This is a genomic window from Micromonospora rhizosphaerae, from assembly GCF_900091465.1.
Taxonomy (GTDB): domain Bacteria; phylum Actinomycetota; class Actinomycetes; order Mycobacteriales; family Micromonosporaceae; genus Micromonospora; species Micromonospora rhizosphaerae.
The window spans coordinates 2,074,944-2,096,223 of the sequence record NZ_FMHV01000002.1; the positions used below are offsets into that span (position 1 = coordinate 2,074,944).

A 21,280-nucleotide genomic window follows, 5' to 3' on the forward strand; every position below is an offset into this window, starting at 1 on the left:
ATCCCGGCGGCGGGCGACCCGAGCCGTCCCCCGACGGCAACCCGCTCGGGTCAGTCGATCAGGGCGGAGTAGACCAGCTGGCGCAGCTGCGAGCGCAGCGGGTAGGTGCTCGACGGCATGAGCTGGGTGAAGAGCAGCGCGGTGACCTCCTCCACCGGGTCCACCCAGAACGCGGTGCTGGCCAGTCCGCCCCAGTAGAACTCGCCGACGCTGCTCGGCACCCGGGCCGGGACCGGATCCAGCACCACGGCGAAGCCGAGGCCGAAGCCGATGCCGTCGAGCACCGTCTCGAAGCCGTCCGGGGAGAAGGAGGCCAGGTCACGGCCGCCGGGCAGGTGATTGCGGGTCATGAAGCGCAGCGTCCGCGGGCCCAGCAGGCGTGCCCCGTCCAGCTCGCCGCCGCGCAGCAGGAACTGGGTGAAGCGGTGGTAGTCGGCGGCCGTGGAGACCAGCCCGCCGCCGCCGGAGAGCCAGCTCGGCTCGGTCAGCGCGGCCCGGCCCACGCCGTCGGCGCGCACCGCCTCACCGGTCGCCGGGTGCGGCGTGTAGAGGGCGGCCAGCCGCTTGGCGTCCGGCTCGTCCACCCACCAGCGGGTGTCCGTCATGCCGAGCGGCCGGAAGATCCGCTCGGTGAAGAACTCGTCCAGCCGCTGCCCGGAGATCACCTCGATCAGCCGACCCAGCACGTCGGTGGAGACGCCGTAGTTCCAGCTCGTGCCCGGCTGGAAGAGCAGCGGCAGCCGGGCCAGCCCCTCCGTCGCCGCCGCCAGGTCCGCGCCGGCCGGCACGCCCAGGTCGAAGCCCGCCGACCGGTAGAGGCCGTCGACCACCGAGGTCTGCACGAAGCCGTACGTCAGGCCGGAGGTGTGCGTGAGCAGGTGCCAGACCCGGATCGGCTCGACCGCGGGCACCGTGTACGGCTTGAGCAGCGACCCCTTGTCATAGACCCGGACATCGGCGAACTCGGGCAGCCAGCGGCTGATCGGGTCGTTGAGCTCGAAGCGGCCCTCCTCCCAGAGCATCATCGCGGCGACGGAGGTGATCGGCTTGGTCATCGAGTAGATGCGCCAGAGGGTGTCCTGCTCGACGGGCGCGCCGGCCTCCCGGTCCCGCAGCCCGTAGGTGGCGGAGTGGGCGATCTCGCCGCGACGGGCGACCACGATCTGCCAGCCGGCGAGCCGGCCGTCGTCGACGTACCTGCGGAAATGCCGGTCGATCCGCGCCAGTCGGGCGGGGTCGAAGCCGATACGGTCCGGGTCGGTGCTGACTGCCACGCTCACGCCGCTGAACCTACTAGTCGGTACGCCCACCGGGAAGTGTCGGCGGGCACCACTAATCTGGCCCGGTGCCGGAACCCACCGAGGACGTCACCTACCGTGACGAGGACTGGTATGCCGAGGAGTTGGTCGACCGGCACTTCGTGCGCTGCTCCTTCTTCCACGTCGATCTCACCGAGGCGGTCAGCCAGGGGACGGTCTTCACCGAGTGCACCTTCGGCAACGTCGCCTTCAACGCGTCCCGCCACATCGACTCCGCCTTCACCCGCTGCACCTTCAAGCGGTGCAACCTGTTCGAGGCCGAGTTCACCGGCTGCAAGTTGGTCGGCAGCAGCTTCGACCAGTGCGAGCTGCGGCCGCTGCGGATCAGCGGCGGGGACTGGTCCTTCGTCGCGCTGCCCGGCGCGGACCTGCGCGGGGTCAGCATCACCGACGTACGGATGCGCGAGGTTGACCTGACCGGCGCCGACCTCACCGGCGCGACCGTGACCGGCGTCGACCTGTCCGGCGCCCAGCTGCACAGCTCCCGGCTCATCAAGGCCGACCTGCGGGGCAGCGACCTGACCGCGCTGGACCCGACGGTGGTCGAGCGGGCCGGGGCGATCATCGACGCGGAGCAGGCGATCGTGGTGGCCCAGGCGTTGGGCTTCGAGATCCGCTGATCACGTGCGAAAGGAGTCGCCTCCTGTCAGGTTTTCCTGCCAGGCTGGCCCGCATGACATGGTGGGCGGATCTGGTCGAGTCCGAACCCGAGTTCGCGGCGCGCGTCCGCGCCCGGTTCTCGGTACGCAAGCACGGCACGATGGCGACGCTGCGCCGGGACGGGTCGCCCCGGATCAGCGGCACCGAGTTCGACTTCGCCGACGACGGGCAGCTGCGGCTGGGCAGCATGGCCAACGCGGTGAAGGCGCTGGACCTGCGGCGCGACGCCCGGGTGGCGCTGCACTGCCCCACCGAGGACACCCCGGAGGATGATCCGGGGTCGTGGGGCGGCGACGCGAAGATCGCCGGCCTGGCGCACGAGGAGCCGCCGGCCGAGGACGGTTCGCACCGGTTCCGGATCGAGCTGACCGAGGTGGTGCTGACCCGGGTCGGCGATCCACCGGACCATCTGGTGATCGAGAGCTGGCATCCCGGCCGGGGACTGCGCCGACGCCAGCGCAGGTGACCCTGCCGTCCGCGGCGGCCCGGTCGGGAAACGCCCTGCGTAGCTCACCGGGAGCGATCCCATCGTCACTACCGCTTGGTAACAAACTGGAAACGCCCACCCGCGCACGTATGGCGCACAAGCCCGCCCGGTGAAAACGTGAAGCCGGGTCATGCCCGGCCGTCGTGGCGGCCGGGGGTGCGCGGAGAGCGGAGGTGCGGTGGCGGAGGACGACCGTGACCGGGTCGGCGGCCGAACCTGGTCCCCCTACGGTTGCCGCCAGACCCGCTCCGCGCTGCGCCGGATCGCCCGCACTCGGCGGCGCCGCCGCTGGCTGCTGGAGGCGCTCGTCGCGTTCGCCTGCCTGGCCGCCCTCGTCGCGTACCTCGGCAGCGAGCGGCACCCCGCGCCCCGGGAGGAAAACGCCGTCCTCCCGGGGCCGCCGACCGGGGCGGGGCGGCCAATCGTCCCGTCCCCCGGTGAGCGGCAGCCGGGAGTCGACGCCGGGGCGATCTCGCCGGGGCTGCGCCCCCGGCAGCGGCCACCGTCGCCGTCCAAACCGGCCATCGAGCCGCTCCTCACCGTCACCCGGGGGACGTGCCGGCGCTGGTCGACCTCACCGTGGTCGGCCCGGTCGACTGGGTCCACTGGGGACTGCTCGGCGCGGACCGGCCGGTCCGCAGGCGGAACGGCTCCGGCGAGATCCGCGACGAGGGCGGCCGCGGCCAGCGGGAGAGCTACAGCAACAACCCGGAGGCGTACGCCTGGCGGGACGGGGCACCCGTCGGGCTCGTCAGCGGCACCACGAGCGGGGTCTACACCTGCTACACCGGCAACGGCTTCGCGCTCTCCGTCGCCGCCAACGGCGAACTGCGCACCGTACGGCTTTACGCCGGGCTCTGGATGGCCCGGGGTCGCCTCGACGTCCGGCTCTCGACCGGCGGGCCGACCAGAACTCTGCGGATGGAGGACCCGCACACCGAGCACACCGCCGAGTTCACGGTCCGGTTCCGCGCGCCGAAGGGAGCGAAGCTGCTGATGAACTGGACGGTGGAGGAGACCTTCGGCGACTGCGGCAACGTCGGCATCCAGGCGGCCGCGCTGCGCTGACCCGCGGTTCATCCGGGTGCCCGCCGCAGCCCGGGAGTAGCGTGGGCGCGACGACGCGCCGACCATCCGGGAGGGATACATGACGGCGAGCGAGCAGGTGCTGGACAGTCCCGAGGGGTGGGTCGCCGAGCACATCCGCCGGTACGTCGAGACCGACGGTGCGGAGGGGCACGAGTGGCGGCCCGGGGTCCACACGCTGCTGCTGACCACCCGGGGGCGGCGTAGTGGCAAGCTGCGGCGTACCGCGCTGATCTACGGCCGGGACGGGGACGACCTCCTGGTGGTCGGCTCCCAGGGCGGCGCCCCGCAGCACCCCGCCTGGTACCTCAACCTGCTCGCCGAGCCGGAGGTCCAGGTGCAGGTCGGCGCGGAGAAGTTCACCGCCCGGGCGCGGACCGCCGGCCCGGAGGAGAAGCCGCGGATGTGGCGGACGATGACCGCCATCTGGCCGGCGTACGAGGGCTATCAGGCCAGGACCGATCGGGATATCCCGGTCGTGGTGCTCGAACGGATCTGACCACAGGGGAGGGACCATGCCCGCGTTCGCGCTCGCCCACCTGCGTACCCCGCAGCTCAACGACGACATCTTCGAGTACCTGGAGAAGATCCAGGCGACCCTCGACCCGTACGAGGGTCGCTTCCTGGTGCACGGCCCCAAGCCGGAGGTCATCGAGGGCGACTGGCCCGGGACCGTCGTCATCATCGAGTTCCCCGACGTCGAGCGGGCCCGCGCCTGGTACGCCTCGCCGGCGTACCAGGAGATCCTGCCGCTGCGGCTGCGGCACATCGAGGGCTCCGCGATCCTCGTCGAGGGAGTCGGGCCGGACTACGACGCCGCCCGCACCGCCGCCCGCCTCCGCGAGCGCATCCCCAACGCGGGCTGAGGGTCTGACCCCGGGTCACGGGCCCCTTCCCACCCGAGGGGAAGGGGCCCGCGCGGGGTCAGCAGACGATCGGCTTCACCCAGGAGCACTCCAGCCCCTCCGGCACCCGCGGCGACTCCGGCGCCGTCGGGACCGCCAGCCGCGCCACGGTCGTCTCCTGCTCGGTGTACGACGCCAGCGCGATCGCGATCTGGTCCTCCAGCCCCTTGACCGAGGAGGCCAGATAGTTGTTGAGCACGATCGAGAAGGCCAGCAGGTGGCCGTCGGCGTCGGTGACGTAGCCGGAGAGGCTGGACACCCCGGTCAGGCTGCCGGTCTTGCCGTGCACGTTGTTCGCCGCCGGCGTCCCGCGCATCCGGCTGCGCAGCGTCCCGCCGACGAACCGCTCGGCGTTCCCGGCGATGGGCAGCGCGGCGTACCAGGTGTCGAACCAGGGTTCGGCGCGGACCGCCGAGAGCAGCTTGACGAACTCGGCCGGCGGGATCAGGTTGCGCCTGGAGAGGCCGGAGCCGTCCCGCTGGCGCAGCGTCCCGGTGTCCATGCCGGTGTCGCCGACGTACTCGCCGATCGCGGTGAGGCCGGCCGACCAGGTGCCGGAGCCGGCGCGGACCCGGCCGACCTCCTTGGTCAGCACCTCCGCGTGCCCGTTGTTGGAGAGCTTGAGGAACGGCACCAGCAGGTCGGCGAGGGTCATCGAGTCGTGCCGGGCGACCGGCGTCGCCTCGGCGGGGGTGACCTGGCCGAGGACGGTCCGCCCGAGCACCCGGACCCCGTGCCGGGTCAGCGCCGACCGGAAGATGTCGGCGGCGTACCCGGTGGGCTCCCAGACCGTCATCCAGTCGCTCTGCGGGGCCTCGCCGACCGCGATCTGCCCGGTCACCACGATGGTGTTACCGCCGTGCTCACGCTCGAACGAGATCGTCGTCTTCCCGTCGGCGACTGTCTCGGCCCGGTTCTCGATCCGCAGGTAGCCGTTGGGCGGGGTCATCGTGATGACCGGCGGCGCGCCGGCGTCGGCGGCCGGGGCGGCGTGCACGATCACGGTGCCGGCGTCGTAGTCGGTGTCCGGCGCCACGGTCAGCGCGGACACCTGCGCGGCGTAGTAGTAGGACTCGTCGTCCCAGGTCCAGTCGTTGCCCAGCCGGGTCTTGTCGTAGCGGGTGTCGTCGGCGACCAGATCGCCGGTCACCACCCGTACGCCGTCGGCCGCGACCTGGGCGGCGAGCGCGTCGTAGTCCTCGGCCAGCATCGTCGGGTCGCCGCCGCCGCGCAGGTAGAGGTCGCCGGAGACGATCCCGGCCCCGCGTGCTCCGCTGGTGGCGACGTCGGTGCTGAAACGGTGGCCGGGGCCGAGCAGTTGCAGCGCCGCGGTCGAGGTGAGCAGCTTGGTGTTCGAGGCCGGCACCAGCCGGCGGTCGCCGTTGCGGTTGTACAGGGTCTGGCCGGTGGCGGTGTCCACAACGACCACTCCGGCCTGTGCCCCGGCGAGCCGGGAGTCGGCCAGGACCGCGTCGATGGTGGCGTTCAGGCGGGTCTGCGCGGGGGTGGGCGACTCGGCCGTGGCGGTGGGCGCGCCGGCGGTGGCCGCGGTGGCGACCAGCGCCAGTACCGCGAGCGTCCGCGGAAAAAGACGACGATGCATGCGTCGATGCTGCCATGGAGGTTTCCTCCGGAGAACCCTCTACAGCGAAAGTTATTGCCGCGATCCGCCCGAACCAGCACGGTTACCCGTTGCCGGGCGGGACATGCGCCGGTCCCGTGGGCACTCTCGACTGACCTCGCTCTATTTGACGGATGCCTCGGCAGGGGGCACCGTAGGCCCTGAGGGGCCTTCGACCTGCCCCGGTTCACGGCGGCCCGATTCGCCTTCCTGGGTCCCGGGCCCGGCCGACAGCGGCCGGCAGACCCGCCGCGATCCCCAACAGCCATTAGGAGTTCCTCATGCTGACCATGACCGACAACGCCGTCATGGTGATCCGCGACCTCGCCTACCAGCAGGACGTCGGCGAGGCCGGCGGGCTGCGCATCGCGGCCGACACCCAGGCCGGCTCGCTCTCCATCGAGCTGGTGCCGCAGCCGGTGCAGGGCGACCAGGTGGTCGACAACCAGGGCGCGCGCATCTTCCTCGACACCGACGCCGCCCAGCTGCTCAACGACACCTCCGTCGACGCCACCGTCGACGACGAGGGGATCGTCCAGTTCGGCTTCACCGAGAAGGAGTGACCGCCGCCGGCTCAGCCGGCACGGCGGGTCTCGCCGCCGCGTTGCGGCCGGCCCGACCGTCCACGTTCGGGGGTGTCCTGGCCGGCGCGCCAGGGCCCGGGACGCTGCTCCCGGCTCGGCCGGAGCAGCGCGCCCAGCACGTGCGCCAGGTGGTGCGAGGTGCCCCAGGCAACCCAGTTGGTCGACGAGCCCGGGCCGGCCACCCGGCGGGCCCGCCGCACGATCTCATGGTCGCCCCAGGAGAAGGCCGCCCCGGCGGTCGGCCAGTGCGGGGCCGAGACCAGCGTCCGGCACAGGTCGGCGAAGCGCTCGTCGCCCCGCCCGCCCCGCCGAGACCAGCGGTAGATCCACCACGCACCGTCGGCGGTGTACCGCAAGGTCGGCAGCCGGTCGCCCGGCCCGTCCGCGCTCGGCGCCGCGTGGCTCACCCCGTAGTCGCCATAGCCGACGCCGAGGTCGGCCAGGCGCTGCCAGAGCTGCCAGTCGAAGCGCTCCAGGCGTACCGGCTCGTCAGTGGGCAGGCGGGTCAGCGTCGGCGGCATCCCGCCGGCCGCCACGGTCACCGACCGCCAGGCGTGCCGCCGGGCCCACTCCAGCAGCCGCCGGACCCGGGGTTCAACCAACCGCACGTCCGCCGGGCAGCAGACGTCGCCCGCGTCGACCAGCAGGTCGCACTGCTCGGGGACGAGCCGGGCCAGCCGCCAGACCCGCTCCATCGCAGTGGTCGTCGCGTCCGGGCCGGCCCGGTCCTGCCCCGTCCGCAGCCGGACCACCGCCCGTCGGGCGTACGCCCGCGCCGCGACGCCGTGCGCCACCAGCCGTCGGTTGCTCTCCGCGAGCCCGAGCACCGGCACCAGGGGTACGCCCCAGCGGACCAGTTCGGCCTCCGGGGTGTCCGGCAGGGCGGAGACGTCGACGGCCGGGACCAGCCCGGCGGGCAACCGACCGAGCAGGTCCACAATGCACGGATCGACTGCGGGGACGTAGAGAATCGGACCGAGCAGGGGAGCGGTGGCGCCGTCGAGATGAGTCAGCGCCTCCAGCTCACCACGTCGGCTGAGCAGGATAGGGCGGTAGACCGGTTCCGCCGCCCGACCCCCGTGGGCGGGCACCATAGTTCAATGTAACCAAACATTCGCATTTAGTCACCGGTCCTTCCGGCGCGGCACCTCACGGTGACCCGGTCGTAAGCTTCGACACCATGTCCGCCGACGCGACCGCCCAGCCCGTGCTGCTGGAGTTCACCCTCACCGCCGACGACCTGCTCGACGGGCTCACCGCCGCGCACCGCGTGATCCGCCGCCCGTGGTACCTGCGCTGGCTCGCCCCGCTGCTGACCCTGGGCATCGTCCTGGTCGTCGCGCTGAAGTCGGCCCTGTCCGGCGACCTCACGCCCACCGTCGGGGTCGCGCTGGCCATCCTGGCGATGTTCATGCTGCTGTTCTCGGTCGGGCTCACCCTGCTGTTCCGTCGGCGGCTCAACCCGGCCCGGCTCACCTACCGGTGGTCGTCCCGACAGCTGATCCAGGGCAACCCGATGCTGGCCCGGCCGCTGCGCGTGTCGGTCGGCGAGGCCGGTGTCCACATCGCCGGGGCCACCGGCGAGACGAGGACCGCCTGGAGCCAGTACCCCTACCACCTGGAGACCGCGCGGTCGTTCGCCCTGCTCGCCTCGGACCGGCTCGGCGCCGCCGTGCTGGTGCTGCCGAAGCGGGCGATGGGGGAGACTGACGCGGCGGGGCTGCGGGCGCTGCTCGCCGCGCACACGCGTCGGCTCGGCGACCGGTGACGACCAGCCGGGACGGGTACGCGCACACGAGCGCACGGCGCCGCTCGACCTCAGTCGTAACGTCGCCGCGCTCGGCCGTCTCCCACCACCGCAGCCGTACGGCGGTACGACAGCGGGGACCTGGCTCGACCGGCCGTCCGTGCACCGGTCTTGCCGATCCACATGCCCGTCCAGCGGGGATGCAAACCAGGAATCAGTGGGGAATTCCATCATTTGGCAGTCTCGGCGTGGCGGCGGCGGGGACCGGGTATGTGCGCGCCATGGAGCATTTCACGATCGCGACCGTCGCCGAGAGGAGCCCGGACTTCCGTCGGGTGCTCTGGACCGGGGAGTACACCCAGCTGGTGATCATGACCATTCCGCCCGGCGGGGAGATCGGCGAGGAGGTCCACGAGGACGTCGACCAGATCCTCACCTTCGTCAGCGGCACGGGCGAGGCCCGGGTGGCCGGCGAGAAGAAGGAGGTCGTCGCCGGGGACCTGGTGGTCGTGCCGGCCGGCACCAAGCACAACTTCGTCAACACCGGTCCCAACCCGCTGGTCCTCTACACCGTCTACGGGCCGCCGGAGCACGCCGACCAGGTGGTGCACCGAACCAAGGAGGAGGCCGAAGCGGCAGAGGCGGCGGGCCAGGACGAGCCGCCGACCGCCAGGGGCCATACGGTCTGAAAACTTCCGGTCGGGGTACCAGGACCGGGTGGACCAGCCGGCGATCTCCGACTACGGATTCCTCTCCGACTGCCGCTCCGGCGCCCTCGTCGGGCGGGACGGGTCGGTCGACTGGTGGTGCCCGGACCGGTTCGACGCCCCCTCGGTCTTCGGCCGGCTGCTCGACCCTGACGGCGGGCACTGGCGGATCGCGCCGCTGGCGGCGAGCCGGGTGGAGCGGGCGTACCACCCGGACACGCTGGTCCTGCGTACCGTCCACCACACCCCGGACGGGAGCGTCGCGGTCACCGACGCGCTGGCCGCCGAACTGGGCGCCCGCGGCCACCAGCTGGGGATGAACTCCCCGGCGGTGCTGCTCCGGGTGGTCGAGGGGCTGACCGGTCGGGTCCGGATGCACCTGGACTTCGCCCCCCGACCGGAGTACGGGCTGCTCACCCCATACCTGCACGAGCAGCCGGACGGCGGCGTGCTGGCCGCCGCCGGACCGGTGCGGCTGACGCTGCGCGGCGGCGGGCAGGCGCTGCGCACCGACCGGGACCGGGTCGCGCACACCTTCGAGGTGGCCGCCGGCCAGGTCGTCGGCTTCGACCTGGCGTACGCCCCGGTCTACGGGAACCCGCCGGCCCGGCTCGACCCGGTCACCACTCTCGCCGAGACGACGCGCGCGTGGGAGGCGTACCGGGAGAACCACCGGTACTCCGGCTGCTATCCCGACCAGGTCCGGAACAGCGCAACCGTGCTCACCGGGCTGACGTACACCCGCAGCGGCGCGGTCGCCGCCGCGCTGACCACCTCGCTGCCCGAGCGAATCGGCGGCGACCGCAACTACGACTACCGCTACTCCTGGCTGCGCGACTTCGCGGCGACCATGCGCGCCTTCTGGGTGGCGGCCTGCCCCATCGAGGCGTCCCGCCTCTTCGCCTGGGCGGCCCGCTCGATCGGCCGGGTCGGGGACCAGCCGGTGCCGGTGGTCTTCGGCCTGGAGGGGGAGCGGGACCTCTCCGAACACGAGTGCACCCACCTGCGCGGGTACGCGGACAGCCGCCCGGTGCGGATCGGCAACGACGCCTGGCGCCAGCGTCAGCTCGACGTGCCCGGCGAGGTGCTCTCGGCGGTCTGGCGGCTGCACGACTACCTCGGCGCCACGCTCGACGAGGAGCTCCTGGAGATGGTGGTCGGGCTGGCCGAGCACGTGGCCGCGACCTGGCGGCTGCCCGACCGGGGGGTGTGGGAGATTCGGGACGGCGAGCGGCACTACCTGTCGTCCAAGGTGTTCTGCTGGGCGGCGCTGGACCGGGCGGTGCGGCTGGCGCCGCAGCTCGGGGACCGGGCCGACCCGCGCCGCTGGGCGGAGATCCGGGACGAGATCCGCGAGACCGTGCTGCGCGAGGGCTGGAACGACCGGATCGGCGCGTACACCGCCGCCTTCGGCTCGGCCGAGCTGGACGCCTCGGCGCTCTACATGCCGATCGTGCGCTTCCTCCCCGCGTCCGATCCGCGGATGCGTTCCACCATCGACGTGATCGAGCGCGAGCTGAGCACCGAGGACGGACTGGTCCGGCGCTGGAACACCGACCCGGCCGGGTTCGTGGTCTGCTCGTTCTGGCTGGTGGAGTGCCTGGCGATGGCGGGCGAGATGGACCGGGCCCGGGCGCTGTTCGAGAAGGTGCTCGGTTACGGCAACGACCTGGGCCTCTTCGCCGAGCAGATCGACCTGAGCACCGGGGCGCAGCTGGGCAACACGCCGCAGGCGCTGTCGCACATCGGCCTGATCAACGCGGCCTGGCGACTGACCGACCCGACGACGGTCTGAGCCGGGCGATCACCTGCCTGATCGCGTACCGTGCCGGGCCCCAGGCCGCCAGGTCACGGATGACCGGCACCGCCGACACGTCCACCGTCTCCGGGTACTTCAGGCCCGCGCCGGTGTTCAGCACCACCACCCGCTCGCCGGCCCGGATCCAGCCGCCCGCCCGCAGGTGCCGGGCGGCGGAGAGGCAGGCCGCCCCCTCCGGGCAGAGCAGCAGCCCCTCCCGGGCGGCGAAGTCCCGCAGATCGGCCAGGATCTCCGCGTCGTCGACCGCGATCGCGGTCCCGCCGCTCTCCCGCAGCGCGGTCAGGATCAGCTCGTCGCCGAGCGGGGACGGCACGGTGATGCCGAATGCCACCGTGTGCGCGTCCGGCCACGGCGTCGCCCGCTCCTCCCCGGCGGCGAAGGCCCGGACGATCGGCGCGCAGCCGGTGGACTGCACCGCCACCAGCCGGGGCAGCCGGTCCTCCACCCAGCCCAGCTCCCGCAGCTCGTGCAGCGCCTTGTGGATGCCGATCAGCCCGACCCCGCCGCCGGTCGGATAGATGATCACGTCGGGCACCTGCCAGCCGAGCTGCTCGACGATCTCGTACCCCATCGTCTTCTTGCCCTCCAGCCGGTAGGGCTCGCGCAGCGTCCCGGCGTCGAAGACCCGGCCGCCCGACTCGGCGATCTGGCCGGCGACCCAGCGGCCGGCGTCGCTGATCAGGCCGTCGATCAGCCGCAGATCCGCGCCGGCGGCCAGGCACTCGCGCCGGCAGATGGCCGGCGCGTCCAGCGGCATCGCGATGGTCGCGCCCATCCCGGCCCGGGCCGCGTACGTCGCCCAGGCCGCCCCCGCGTTGCCGTTGGTCGGCATGGCGATCCGCTCGACGCCCAGCTCCCGGGCCCGGCTCACGCCCACCGCCGCGCCGCGCGCCTTGAACGAGCCGGTCGGGGTGAGCCCCTCGTCCTTCACCAGCAGGTCCGGGATGCCGATCTCCGCCCCGTACGCCGGGGCCCGCAGCAGCGGCGTCCAGCCCTCGCCCAACGTGGTGACGAACCGGGGGTCGGCCACCGGCAGCAGCTCCCGGTAGCGCCAGAGATCGGCCGGGCGCAGCCCGAACTGCTCCGGGGTCACCGACTCCGCCACCGCGGCCAGGTCGTAGCGGGCCAGCAGCGGCGAGCCGCAGTCGCAGAGGTTCTGCAACTTCTCCGTCGGGTGCTCCCGGCCGCAGCGCGGGCACTCCAGGTGCGTCAGGTGCACGATGATCCTCAGCTCGTGTCGATGCTCAGCCAGCGCCGGCTGCGCCGACCCGGCTCGTACGGGGAGTCGAGCCGCTTCGCGACCACTCCGGGGAGCCCCTGTTCGGCGGCGGTGCGCAGGGCGTCCGCGCCGACGCCGGGGAACCACGGCGGGGTCTGCCAGTGCGGGCCGGCGAGCGCCAGACCGTCGAGCAGCTCCCGGCGCTGCGCGTACGGCACGTCGATGCTGGTCGCGCCCTCGAGCCAGAGCAGGTCGAAGATCAGGAACTGGCCGTCTCTGCCGGTCGCCGGCCGGACCCGTCCGGCGGCGTCGATCCGGACCAGCACGCCGTCCAGCACCGCCTCCGTCGGCGCCAGCTCCTCCGCCATCTGCCGCAGCCACGGGTACGTCCCGGTCACGTCCTCGTCCGACTCCGACAGCAGCCGCAGCCGGCCGCCCGAGACGTACGCCATCGCCCGGACGCCGTCCCAGCGCAGCTCGTACCCCCACTCGCTCTCGTCCTTCGGCAGCCTGCCCGCCGGGGTCGGATGCATCGGTCGGACCAGCTCGGGCATGGGGGTCCAGTCGGCCGGCGGGGGGTCGGTGCGGCGGATCATCCAGTCCCGGCCACCGGTGGCGAAGAGCACGTAGCGGCCCGTGGTCCGCTTGCCGTCCAGGACCACGATCACCTCGTCGTCGCGCCACTTCTCGGCCCGGTACGTCCCGGTGTCGTGGATGATCATCTTGCCGCCGCCGTACTCGCCGGCCGGGATCTCGCCGTGGAACGTCAGGTATTCCATCGGGTGGTCCTCGGTGTGCACGGCGAGGTGGTTGCGGCCGGGCTCCCGGGGCAGGCCGCGCGGCACCGCCCACGAGGCCAGCACCCCCTCGTGCTCCAGTCGCAGGTCCCAGTGCAGCCGGCGGGCGTGGTGCTGCTGGATGACGAAGCGGGCCTTTCCCCGGCCGGTCCGTTTCCGCGCGGGTGTCCGCTCCGGCACCGGCTCGGGGGTACGCTTCGCGTCCCGTCTGCGCCGGTACTCCTCCAACCGGTCAGCCACTCCCGCATTCTCCGGTACGCGGCGGTGGTCCGCAGCCGACCGGCGCGGCGGATCGTCCCGTTTCCTCCTCCGCGAGTCTTTCGGCCCCGGCGGGTCGCGGGCATGGCCGCCGTGATCAGGGGTAGAACAGCCGCCATGACCACCGCTGAACAGCCCACGGTCCCGCTCGCCGGCGACGCCCGGATACCGCTGCTCGGCTTCGGCACCTGGCAGGCCACCGGCCAGGCCGGCTACGAGGCCGTGCTCGCCGCCCTCGACGCGGGCTACCGGCTCATCGACACCGCCACCATGTACGGGAACGAGAAGGAGGTGGGCCGGGCGATCAAGGAGAGCGGACTGCGCCGGGAGGACGTCTTCATCACCACGAAGCTGCCGCCGGAACGGGCGGGCCGGGAACGGGAGACCATCGAGGCGAGCCTGCGCGCCCTGGACACCGACCACGTCGACCTGTGGCTGATCCACTGGCCGCCCTCCTCGCCGGGCGACAGCATCCCGATCTGGCGCGAGTTCCTGGCCGCCCGGGACGAGGGCCTGACCCGGACGGTCGGGGTGAGCAACTACAGCATCGGACAGATCGACGAGCTGATCCAGTCCACCGAGGAGACCCCCGCGGTCAACCAGATCCGGTGGAGCCCGTCGCTGTACGACCGGCAGACGCACGCCGCCCACCGGGACCGGGGCGTGGTGCTGGAGGGCTACAGCCCGTTCAAGACCAGCGACCTGACCCACCCGGTGCTGGTCCGGATCGCCGAGGCGCACGACGTGTCGCCCGCGCAGGTGGTGCTCCGCTGGCACATCGACCACGAGATCGTGGTGATCCCCAAGTCGGTCACCCCGGACCGAATCCGAGCCAACATCGACGTCTTCCACTTCTCGCTCACCGCCGAGGAGATGCGCGACATCGACGCCCTCGGCCTGACATCCGCCTGAGCCGGGGCGGGCCGATCGGCCCTGGTGCGCCTCGATAGCGCCGAGTAATGTCTTGCCTCCAACGCGTTCCGAACCCCTCCGGAGGCGTACAGCACCATGGGTGGCAGCTCCCCCGTGCGCATCCTCGTCGTCGGCGCGGGCCTCGCCGGCCTGGCCGTGGCCCGGGCGCTGCGGTTGGCGGGGTTCCGGCCCGACGTCACCGAGAAGCTGCCCGCCGGGGAGCTCGTCGACACCGGCCTCTACCTGCCCGGCAACGCGGCCCGGGCGCTGCGCCGGCTCGACCTGGACGGGCCGGTGCGTCCGCTCGGTGAGGTGATCCATCGGCAGCGCTTCCTGGACGCGGCCGGCGCGCCGCTCTGCGAGGTCGACCTCGACGCCCTCTGGGCCGGGGTGGGGGAGTGTCGCGCGCTGCCCCGCGCCGAACTGCACCGGGTGCTGCTCACCGGGGCCGGCGGCGCAGTCCGGCACGGCGCCGAGGTCAGCTCCGTCGAGCTGCTGCCCGGCGGCGTCGCCGTCGGCTTCACGGACGGCACCTCCGGCGAGTACGACCTGGTGATCGGCGCCGACGGGCCGCGGTCCGCGGTCCGTACCCTCGCCGCGCTCGGCGGCCCGCCGCGCCCCGCCGGCCAGGTCGTCTATCGGAGCGTCGTCCGCGACGGGCCGCGGGTCGCCGACTGGACCGCGCTGTTCGGCCAGCGCGCCGGCTTCCTGGTGGCGCCGATCGGCGCCGGTCGGCTGTACTGCTACGCCGACGAGGCCGGCACCGTGCCGCCGGCCGATCCGCCGGCCCGGCTGCGGGAACTCTTCGATGACTACGGGGGCCCGGTGCCGGAGGTGCTGGCGGCGCTGGAGCAGGTGCACGTGGGCGTCACCGAGGAGGTCGAGCTGGGACGCTGGTTCAACGGCCGGGTGCTGCTGATCGGCGACGCGGCCCACGCCACCGCGCCCACCCTCTCCCAGGGCGCGGCAATGGCCCTGGAGGACGCCGTCGTGCTCGCCGAGTCGCTGAAGGCGGCCGGCAGCGTCGAGGCGGCGCTGCTGGCGTACGAGAGTCGTCGGCGGCCGCGTACCCGATGGGTGCGGGACCGGACCCGGGACCGCAACCGGACCCGGGACGTGCCGCCGGCGCTGCGCGACCCGCTGCTGCGCGGACGTGGCGGACGGATCTTCCAGGAGCACTACCGGTTGCTGGTCGACCCGCTCTGAGCGCGGCCCAGCGGGCGGTGATCGTAGCCGCCCACCCCACGCGGCGGGGTCACCTGCCGGGGACTATCCTCCTTGCGGATGACGGCTCGCAGATAACCAGCGCGTGCCAAGCGAGACAACCAGAACCGGAGGCCACTCGTGACCACCGTCGCACCCAAGCCGGTCGTGACCCGGCCCTGGCCGGTCCGGGAGCCGGTCAAGGGGTCGGCCATCGCGCGGCTGCTGCGCACCACGGACGCGAAGCAGATCGGGATCATGTACATGGTCACCGCGTTCGCGTTCTTCATGATCGGTGGCCTGATGGCCCTGATCATGCGCGCCGAGCTGGCGCGGCCGGGGATGCAGTTCCTGTCGCCCGAGCAGTTCAACCAGCTGTTCACCATGCACGGCACGATCATGCTGCTGTTCTTCGCGACGCCGATCGTGTTCGCCTTCGCCAACTACATCGTGCCGATCCAGATCGGCGCGCCGGACGTGTCGTTCCCCCGGCTGAACAGCTTCGCCTACTGGCTGTACGTGTTCGGCGGCACGATCGCCACCGCCGGCTTCATCACGCCGGGCGGCGCGGCCGACTTCGGTTGGTTCGCCTACGTGCCGCTCAGCACCGCGGAGCACTCCCCGGGCGTCGGCGCCAACATGTGGATCATCGGTCTGGCCATCTCCGGTCTCGGCACCATCCTCGGCGCGGTCAACATGATCACCACGATCCTGACCCTGCGCGCGCCGGGCATGACCATGTTCCGGATGCCGATCTTCACCTGGAACATCCTGGTCACCAGCCTCCTGGTGATCCTGGTCTTCCCGCTGCTGGCCGCCGCGCTCTTCGCGCTCGCGGCGGACCGGCTCGTGGGCGCCCACGTCTTCGACCCGGCGACCGGCGGGCCGATGCTCTGGCAGCACCTGTTCTGGTTCTTCGGGCACCCCGAGGTGTACGTGGTCGCGCTGCCGTTCTTCGGCATCATCAGCGAGGTCATCCCGGTCTTCTCCCGGAAGCCGATCTTCGGCTACAAGGGCCTGGTCGCCGCGACCCTCTCCATCGCCGCCCTGTCGATGAGCGTCTGGGCGCACCACATGTTCGCCACCGGCCAGGTGCTGCTGCCGTTCTTCAGCTTCCTGAGCTTCCTGATCGCCGTGCCGACTGGCATGAAGTTCTTCAACTGGATCGGCACCATGTGGCGCGGCCAGATCAGCTTCGAGAGCCCCATGCTCTTCGCGGTCGGCTTCCTGGTGACGTTCCTCTTCGGTGGTCTGACCGGCGTGCTGCTGGCCAGCCCGCCGCTGGACTTCCACGTCTCCGACTCGTACTTCGTGGTGGCGCACTTCCACTACGTGCTCTTCGGCACCATCGTGTTCGCCGTCTTCTCCGGCATCTACTTCTGGTTCCCGAAGATGTTCGGCCGGATGCTCGACGAGCGGCTCGGCAAGGTGCACTTCTGGCTCACCATGATCGGCTTCCACACCACCTTCCTGGTGCAGCACTGGCTGGGCAACGAGGGCATGCCGCGCCGGTACGCCGACTACCTGCCCAGCGACGGCTTCACCACGCTGAACACGGTCTCGACGATCGGCGCGTTCCTCACCGGTATCTCGACCCTGCCGTTCATCTACAACTGCTGGAAGTCGTACAAGGCCGGCCCGGTGGTCGAGGTCGACGACCCGTGGGGTCACGGCAACTCGCTCGAGTGGGCCACCAGCAGCCCGCCGCCGCTGCGGAACTTCGACCGGATGCCGCGGATCCGCTCCGAGCGCCCGGCGTTCGACCTCAAGTTCCCGGAGCTGGCTGCCGGCCAGACCCTGGCCGGTCCGCCGGAGGGCGGCGCCAAGCCGCTGACCAGCGAGTCCAACGGTGGTGCGAGCTACCAGGAGGACACCGCCGGCAACCTCGACCGCCGCTGACGCGCTGCGGACACCGCGCCACGGGCGCCGTACCCCTCGGGTACGGCGCCCGTCGCCGTCTGTCCCCGTCTCGCCCCGCCCCCGCTCCCGCCCCGTCTCGCCCCCGCCCCCGCCCCCGCCCCGTCTCGCCCCGCCCCCGCCCCGTCTCGCCCCGGCCCCGTCCCGTCTCGCCTCTCCGTCTCCCCGATCGGGCTCCCGGCCCGGTTCGGGCCGCAACTTCCCGAAGGTTGCTGTCTCCCGGTCGCGGGAGGCGACAACTGGCGAGAAGTTGTGTGGATCTTCGGGCCGCCGGGCCGCCGGGCCACCGCGGCGCCCGGGCCACCGGGGCGCCGGGCCGCCGGGCCACCGGGGCGCCGGGCCACCGGCCGCCGAGCCGGGCCGCCGGGCCCCGGTCGGCGGTGGCTGGTCCCGCCGGGCGGCGAGGGCGGCTTGCCGCCCAGGTGGCGCCGTCAAGGCGACCACACCTGGAGAGCGATATGACTGTCAGGCATGTTTATGACTCACAGTCATATCGCTCTCCAGGCATACATTGGTGGCGGCCGACACGCCGACCCATGCGGCGCCCGCCAGTCGGGTGCGGGTGGGGGCCGCCGCGTGCAGGCGGAAGCGGGCCCCTTCGCGCCGGCCGAAGGCGCCCGATGACTGGGTGCCCACGAGGCCGTTGGCCGGCCAGCAGCTAGTTCTCCACCGCCTGTCGGCCGTACGCGGCGGTCAGCGGGTGGTGGTGCAGCGATAGAGCGTGCGCAGCCGCGCGTGGCCCTCTGCTGGAGCGGATCCGGGGTCGACTACGCGTGCGGGCTCCGGCCGCGGCGGTAGGCCCTCGCTGGACGCCCTGTGCGGCGACAGCCGCCGTCGACCGCGTCCGGCAGGGCGGGCGGCGGGGCGCTCAGATGGTGGCGGGGGCCAGCTCGGGTTCCGGGGCGGCCGGGAGGGTCTCGCGGCGGTGGCGCAGTTCCACGGGCAGCACCACCAGTGCCACCAGCAGGCCGATCGCGCCGGTCACCGCGAAGCCCCAGAGCGGCAGCGAGGCGTCGATCACCGCGCCGGCGAGCGGGGCGCCGAGCGCGATGCCGACGGTGACCGCTGAGCCGTGCAGGCCCATCGCCTCGCCGCGCACGCCCGCCGGGGCGAGCCGGCTGACCGCGTCGGAGGTGGCGGCGATGGTCGGCGCGCAGAGCGCACCGGCCGGGACGAGCGTCAGGCAGAGCAGCCACCAGTGCGCCCCGCCCAGCCCGACCGGGATGGTGCAGAGGCTGAGCGCGGCCATCAGCGTCAGCGGCGAGAACGACCGGCTGACCGCCCCGTACGCGAAGCCGCCGACCAGCGAGGCGACCGCCCACATGGCCAGGACCGCCCCCGTCCAGCCGACCTCCCCGCTGGCCCGCAGCACGGCGACCACCGCGACGTCGGTGCCACCGAGCACCAGGGTGGCGGCGAGGCTCACCGCCAGCACGGCGAGCAGCCGGGGCGTCAGCCACTCCCGGCGGGGCACCTTGCGGTGCGGGCCGGCCGGTTCGTCGGCGCTGCGGGTGGGTGGGTTCAGCAGCCAGAACAGCACGCCGGAGGCGACGATCCCGGCGCCGACCGCCCAGAGGGTGGTGCGCGGGGAGGCGGCGGTGGCCAGCGCCACCGCCAGCGCCGGGCCGACCATGAACGACAGCTCCACCGACATCGAGTCCAGCGCGTACGCCGGGCGGCGCCGCTCGGCCGGTACCAGCGCGGCGACCGACTGCCGGACCACCGAGAACACCGGCAGGGCGAGCAGCCCGGCGAGGAACGCGGCGGGCAGCAGGACCGGGTAGGAGAGCGCGGGGGCGCTGGCCCAGAAGATCGCCTCGGCGACGGTGGTCAATGCGAGCACCGGGCGCAGACCGCGCCGGTCCACCAGCCGGCCGAGCAGCGGCGAGCCGAGCGCAGCGCCGACGGTCAGCGCGGCGCCGACCAGGCCGGCGGCGCCGTACCCGCGGCCGAGGTCGAGGACGACGTAGAAGGTGAGCGTCACCCCGGTCGCGGTGAGCGGGATGCGGGCCAGCACCGACACCAGCAGCAGCGACCGGAGACCAGGCAGGGCGAGCGCCTGCCGGTAAGGCTTCAAGTTCACGACGGTCCGTACCTCCGGCGCCATCCTCGACCGGGGGTACGACAGCCGCAAGCGATTACCTGGTCAAGCGTTGCTGATCACAGGCCGGCCGACCATGGTGACCCCGGCGCCATCCATCGACCGCAGCGCCAGGTCGGTGGTCTCCCTCGCGACCCCGGCCGTCAGGTCCAGCAGCACCGTGGTGTCGAAGCCCTCCTGGACGGCGTCCAGGGCGGTTGCCCGGACGCAGTGGTCGGTGGCGATGCCGGCCAGGTCGACCCGGTCCACCCCGTGCCGGCGCAGCCAGTCGGCCAGGCACTCGCCGTCGTCGGCGTGCCCCTCGAACCCCGAGTACGCGGCCGCGTGCTCGCCCTTGTGGAAGATCGCCTCCACCCGCCCGGTCTCCAGGCTCGGGTGGAACTCGGAGCCGGAGGTGCCGACCACGCAGTGCCGGGGCCAGGTGTCGACGAAGTTGGGCGGGTCGCCGAAGTGGGCGCCCGGATCGACGTGGTAGTCCTTGGTCGCGACCACGTGGTCCCACCGGTCCGGCTCGGCGGCGAGCAGCCGGGAGATGCCGGCCGCGACGCCCGCTCCGCCGGCCACGGCCAGCGAGCCACCCTCGCAGAAGTCGTTCTGCACGTCCACGATGATCAGCGCGTTGCTCATGCCAGGTCCTCCTCAGGTCGCGGGTACGACGGTCACCGGGACGGCCGGGTCGCCGCCGGAGAGCTTCAGGCCCTCCCAGGGAATGGAGATCAGGCACTGCCGCAGGTGCTCCCGGGACTCGTCCAGCGTCGGCAGCGCGACCGGCTCGCCCTGGACCACGAACGAGCGCTGGAGCAGCCGGTCGTTGGGCTGCCGGTCCGGCACCCCCTGCGGCACGACGACCTCCTCGGTGGCGGTGCCGGTCGGCTTGTGCCGGCGGACGGCCACCTTGCGCCCGCCGATGGTGGCCTTGTGCTCGGAGCGCTTGACCACCGGCCGCCCGTCCACCTCGACCAACTTGTAGACCAGCCCGGCGGTGGGCGCGCCGGAGCCGGTCACCACGGCGGTGCCCGCGCCGTAAATGTCGACCGGCTCGGCGGCGAGCGCGGCGATGGCGTACTCGTCGAGGTCGCCGGAAACGATGATCTTGGTCTCGGTGGCGCCGAGCGAGTCGAGCAGCTCCCGGGACTGCTGCGCGATCACCGCCAGGTCGCCGGAGTCGATCCGGATCGCCCGCAGCTCCGGCCCGGCGACCGCGATCGCGCTGCGGATGCCCTGGCTGATGTCGTACGTGTCGACCAGCAGCGTGGTCTCCTTGCCCAGCGTGGCGACCTGCGAGGTGAACGCGGCCTGCTCGTCGTCGTGCAGGAGGGTGAACGCGTGCGCGGCGGTACCGGCGGTCGGGATGCCGTAGCGCTGACCCGCGGCCAGGTTGGAGGTGAACCGGAAGCCGGCCAGGTACGCCGCCCGGGCCGCGGCCACCGCCGCCTCCTCGTGGGCCCGGCGCGAGCCCATCTCGATCAGCGCCCGGCCCCGGGCCGCGGTCACCATCCGGGCGGCGGCCGCGGCGACCGCGCTGTCGTGGTTGAGCACCGACAGCACCAGCGTTTCCAGCACCACGCACTCGGCGAAGCCGCCCGAGACGCTGAGGATGGGGGAGCCGGGGAAGAAGAGCTCGCCCTCGGCGTACCCGTCGACGTCGCCGGTGAAGCGGTAGCTGGCCAGCCATTCGGCGGCCCGGTCGTCCACCACCCCGGTCCGGCGCAGGAACTCCACCTCGTCGGAGTCGAACCGGAAGTCGCGGATCAGCTCGATCAGTCGCCCGGTCCCGGCGACCACCCCGTAACGGCGGCCCGCCGGCAGCCGCCGGGTGAACACCTCGAAGACGCATCGGCGGTCGGCGGTACCGTCCCGCAGGGCGGCGTTGACCATCGTCAGCTCGTAGTGATCGGTCAGCAGCGCGGGGCGAAGGGTGCTCACCGCTCCAGCCTA

Annotated in this window: 20 protein-coding genes; 12 read left to right on the forward strand and 8 right to left on the reverse strand. The window is 72.8% G+C overall.

Annotated elements, in window-relative coordinates:
- Positions 1 to 50 precede the first annotated feature (50 nt).
- Positions 51 to 1,280, reverse strand: a complete 1,230-nt coding sequence (locus GA0070624_RS10080; RefSeq protein ID WP_091339387.1) for a serine hydrolase domain-containing protein — start codon at positions 1,278 to 1,280, stop codon at positions 51 to 53.
- Between the two features lie 65 nt (positions 1,281 to 1,345).
- On the opposite strand from GA0070624_RS10080, the gene GA0070624_RS10085 reads away from it, so the two are divergent.
- The 5 genes from GA0070624_RS10085 to GA0070624_RS10105 all read left to right on the forward strand — a co-directional run bounded on the left by GA0070624_RS10085 (position 1,346) and on the right by GA0070624_RS10105 (position 4,418).
- Positions 1,346 to 1,939: a pentapeptide repeat-containing protein gene (locus GA0070624_RS10085; RefSeq protein ID WP_091339391.1), complete on the forward strand. Its 594-nt coding sequence runs from the start codon at positions 1,346 to 1,348 to the stop codon at positions 1,937 to 1,939.
- A 53-nt stretch (positions 1,940 to 1,992) separates the two neighbouring features.
- Positions 1,993 to 2,445 (forward strand): pyridoxamine 5'-phosphate oxidase family protein, encoded by a 453-nt coding sequence (locus tag GA0070624_RS10090; RefSeq protein WP_091339395.1) that lies wholly within the window; start codon positions 1,993 to 1,995, stop codon positions 2,443 to 2,445.
- Between the two features lie 576 nt (positions 2,446 to 3,021).
- Positions 3,022 to 3,534, forward strand: coding sequence for a hypothetical protein (locus GA0070624_RS10095; RefSeq protein WP_245718734.1), 513 nt, complete (start codon positions 3,022 to 3,024; stop codon positions 3,532 to 3,534).
- 79 nt (positions 3,535 to 3,613) lie between these two features.
- Positions 3,614 to 4,051, forward strand: coding sequence for a nitroreductase family deazaflavin-dependent oxidoreductase (locus GA0070624_RS10100; RefSeq protein ID WP_091339398.1), 438 nt, complete (start codon positions 3,614 to 3,616; stop codon positions 4,049 to 4,051).
- A gap of 16 nt (positions 4,052 to 4,067) precedes the next feature.
- Positions 4,068 to 4,418, forward strand: coding sequence for a DUF1330 domain-containing protein (locus tag GA0070624_RS10105; RefSeq protein WP_091339400.1), 351 nt, complete (start codon positions 4,068 to 4,070; stop codon positions 4,416 to 4,418).
- Between the two features lie 58 nt (positions 4,419 to 4,476).
- Here the strand turns inward: GA0070624_RS10105 and dacB are convergent, their stop codons facing one another.
- Positions 4,477 to 6,060 (reverse strand): D-alanyl-D-alanine carboxypeptidase/D-alanyl-D-alanine endopeptidase, encoded by a 1,584-nt coding sequence (gene dacB, locus GA0070624_RS10110; RefSeq protein ID WP_091339403.1) that lies wholly within the window; start codon positions 6,058 to 6,060, stop codon positions 4,477 to 4,479.
- Between the two features lie 299 nt (positions 6,061 to 6,359).
- Here dacB and GA0070624_RS10115 point away from each other — a divergent pair, with 299 nt between their 5' ends.
- Positions 6,360 to 6,641: an iron-sulfur cluster biosynthesis family protein gene (locus GA0070624_RS10115; RefSeq protein WP_091339407.1), complete on the forward strand. Its 282-nt coding sequence runs from the start codon at positions 6,360 to 6,362 to the stop codon at positions 6,639 to 6,641.
- 11 nt (positions 6,642 to 6,652) lie between these two features.
- Here GA0070624_RS10115 and GA0070624_RS10120 read toward each other — a convergent pair whose 3' ends face one another.
- Positions 6,653 to 7,756 (reverse strand): beta family protein, encoded by a 1,104-nt coding sequence (locus tag GA0070624_RS10120; RefSeq protein ID WP_176731650.1) that lies wholly within the window; start codon positions 7,754 to 7,756, stop codon positions 6,653 to 6,655.
- 86 nt (positions 7,757 to 7,842) lie between these two features.
- Here GA0070624_RS10120 and GA0070624_RS10125 point away from each other — a divergent pair, with 86 nt between their 5' ends.
- The 3 genes from GA0070624_RS10125 (at position 7,843) to GA0070624_RS10135 (ending at position 10,911) form a co-directional block, all read left to right on the forward strand.
- Positions 7,843 to 8,430 (forward strand): YcxB family protein, encoded by a 588-nt coding sequence (locus GA0070624_RS10125; RefSeq protein ID WP_091339409.1) that lies wholly within the window; start codon positions 7,843 to 7,845, stop codon positions 8,428 to 8,430.
- A gap of 260 nt (positions 8,431 to 8,690) precedes the next feature.
- Positions 8,691 to 9,098 carry a cupin domain-containing protein gene (locus GA0070624_RS10130; RefSeq protein ID WP_091348543.1) on the forward strand — a complete coding sequence of 136 codons (408 nt, stop codon included), beginning with the start codon at positions 8,691 to 8,693 and terminating at the stop codon, positions 9,096 to 9,098.
- Positions 9,099 to 9,126: 28 nt separating this feature from the next.
- Positions 9,127 to 10,911: a glycoside hydrolase family 15 protein gene (locus tag GA0070624_RS10135; protein ID WP_091339413.1), complete on the forward strand. Its 1,785-nt coding sequence runs from the start codon at positions 9,127 to 9,129 to the stop codon at positions 10,909 to 10,911.
- On the opposite strand, the gene GA0070624_RS10140 is transcribed toward GA0070624_RS10135, so the two are convergent.
- Both GA0070624_RS10140 and GA0070624_RS10145 read right to left on the reverse strand, forming a co-directional pair.
- Complete coding sequence (locus tag GA0070624_RS10140) at positions 10,871 to 12,154, reverse strand: threonine synthase (protein ID WP_245718735.1); 1,284 nt, start codon at positions 12,152 to 12,154, stop codon at positions 10,871 to 10,873. The two genes, GA0070624_RS10135 and GA0070624_RS10140, sit on opposite strands and share 41 nt — an antisense overlap.
- An 8-nt stretch (positions 12,155 to 12,162) precedes the next feature.
- A complete protein-coding gene (locus GA0070624_RS10145) occupies positions 12,163 to 13,191 on the reverse strand; it encodes a DNA polymerase ligase N-terminal domain-containing protein (protein ID WP_091339415.1) in 1,029 nt (342 codons plus the stop codon).
- A 135-nt stretch (positions 13,192 to 13,326) separates the two neighbouring features.
- On the opposite strand from GA0070624_RS10145, the gene GA0070624_RS10150 reads away from it, so the two are divergent.
- From GA0070624_RS10150 to ctaD, 3 genes are all read left to right on the forward strand, one after another.
- Positions 13,327 to 14,121: an aldo/keto reductase gene (locus GA0070624_RS10150; RefSeq protein WP_091339418.1), complete on the forward strand. Its 795-nt coding sequence runs from the start codon at positions 13,327 to 13,329 to the stop codon at positions 14,119 to 14,121.
- Positions 14,122 to 14,217: 96 nt separating this feature from the next.
- Positions 14,218 to 15,327 (forward strand): FAD-dependent monooxygenase, encoded by a 1,110-nt coding sequence (locus GA0070624_RS10155; protein WP_091339421.1) that lies wholly within the window; start codon positions 14,218 to 14,220, stop codon positions 15,325 to 15,327.
- A 138-nt stretch (positions 15,328 to 15,465) separates the two neighbouring features.
- Positions 15,466 to 17,223 carry an aa3-type cytochrome oxidase subunit I gene (gene ctaD / locus GA0070624_RS10160; protein WP_091339426.1) on the forward strand — a complete coding sequence of 586 codons (1,758 nt, stop codon included), beginning with the start codon at positions 15,466 to 15,468 and terminating at the stop codon, positions 17,221 to 17,223.
- An 886-nt stretch (positions 17,224 to 18,109) separates the two neighbouring features.
- On the opposite strand, the gene GA0070624_RS10165 is transcribed toward ctaD, so the two are convergent.
- Genes GA0070624_RS10165 through GA0070624_RS10175 form a run of 3 tightly spaced genes read right to left on the reverse strand, consistent with a single transcriptional unit; the run spans position 18,110 to position 21,268 of the window.
- The gene (locus tag GA0070624_RS10165; RefSeq protein ID WP_091339429.1) at positions 18,110 to 19,348 is read right to left on the reverse strand and encodes an MFS transporter; all 1,239 of its coding nucleotides are present in this window, start codon (positions 19,346 to 19,348) and stop codon (positions 18,110 to 18,112) included.
- Positions 19,349 to 19,387: 39 nt separating this feature from the next.
- The gene (locus tag GA0070624_RS10170; protein ID WP_091339432.1) at positions 19,388 to 19,969 is read right to left on the reverse strand and encodes an isochorismatase family protein; all 582 of its coding nucleotides are present in this window, start codon (positions 19,967 to 19,969) and stop codon (positions 19,388 to 19,390) included.
- A 12-nt stretch (positions 19,970 to 19,981) separates the two neighbouring features.
- Positions 19,982 to 21,268: a nicotinate phosphoribosyltransferase gene (locus tag GA0070624_RS10175; RefSeq protein ID WP_091339435.1), complete on the reverse strand. Its 1,287-nt coding sequence runs from the start codon at positions 21,266 to 21,268 to the stop codon at positions 19,982 to 19,984.
- Between the last annotated feature and the right edge of the window lie 12 nt (positions 21,269 to 21,280).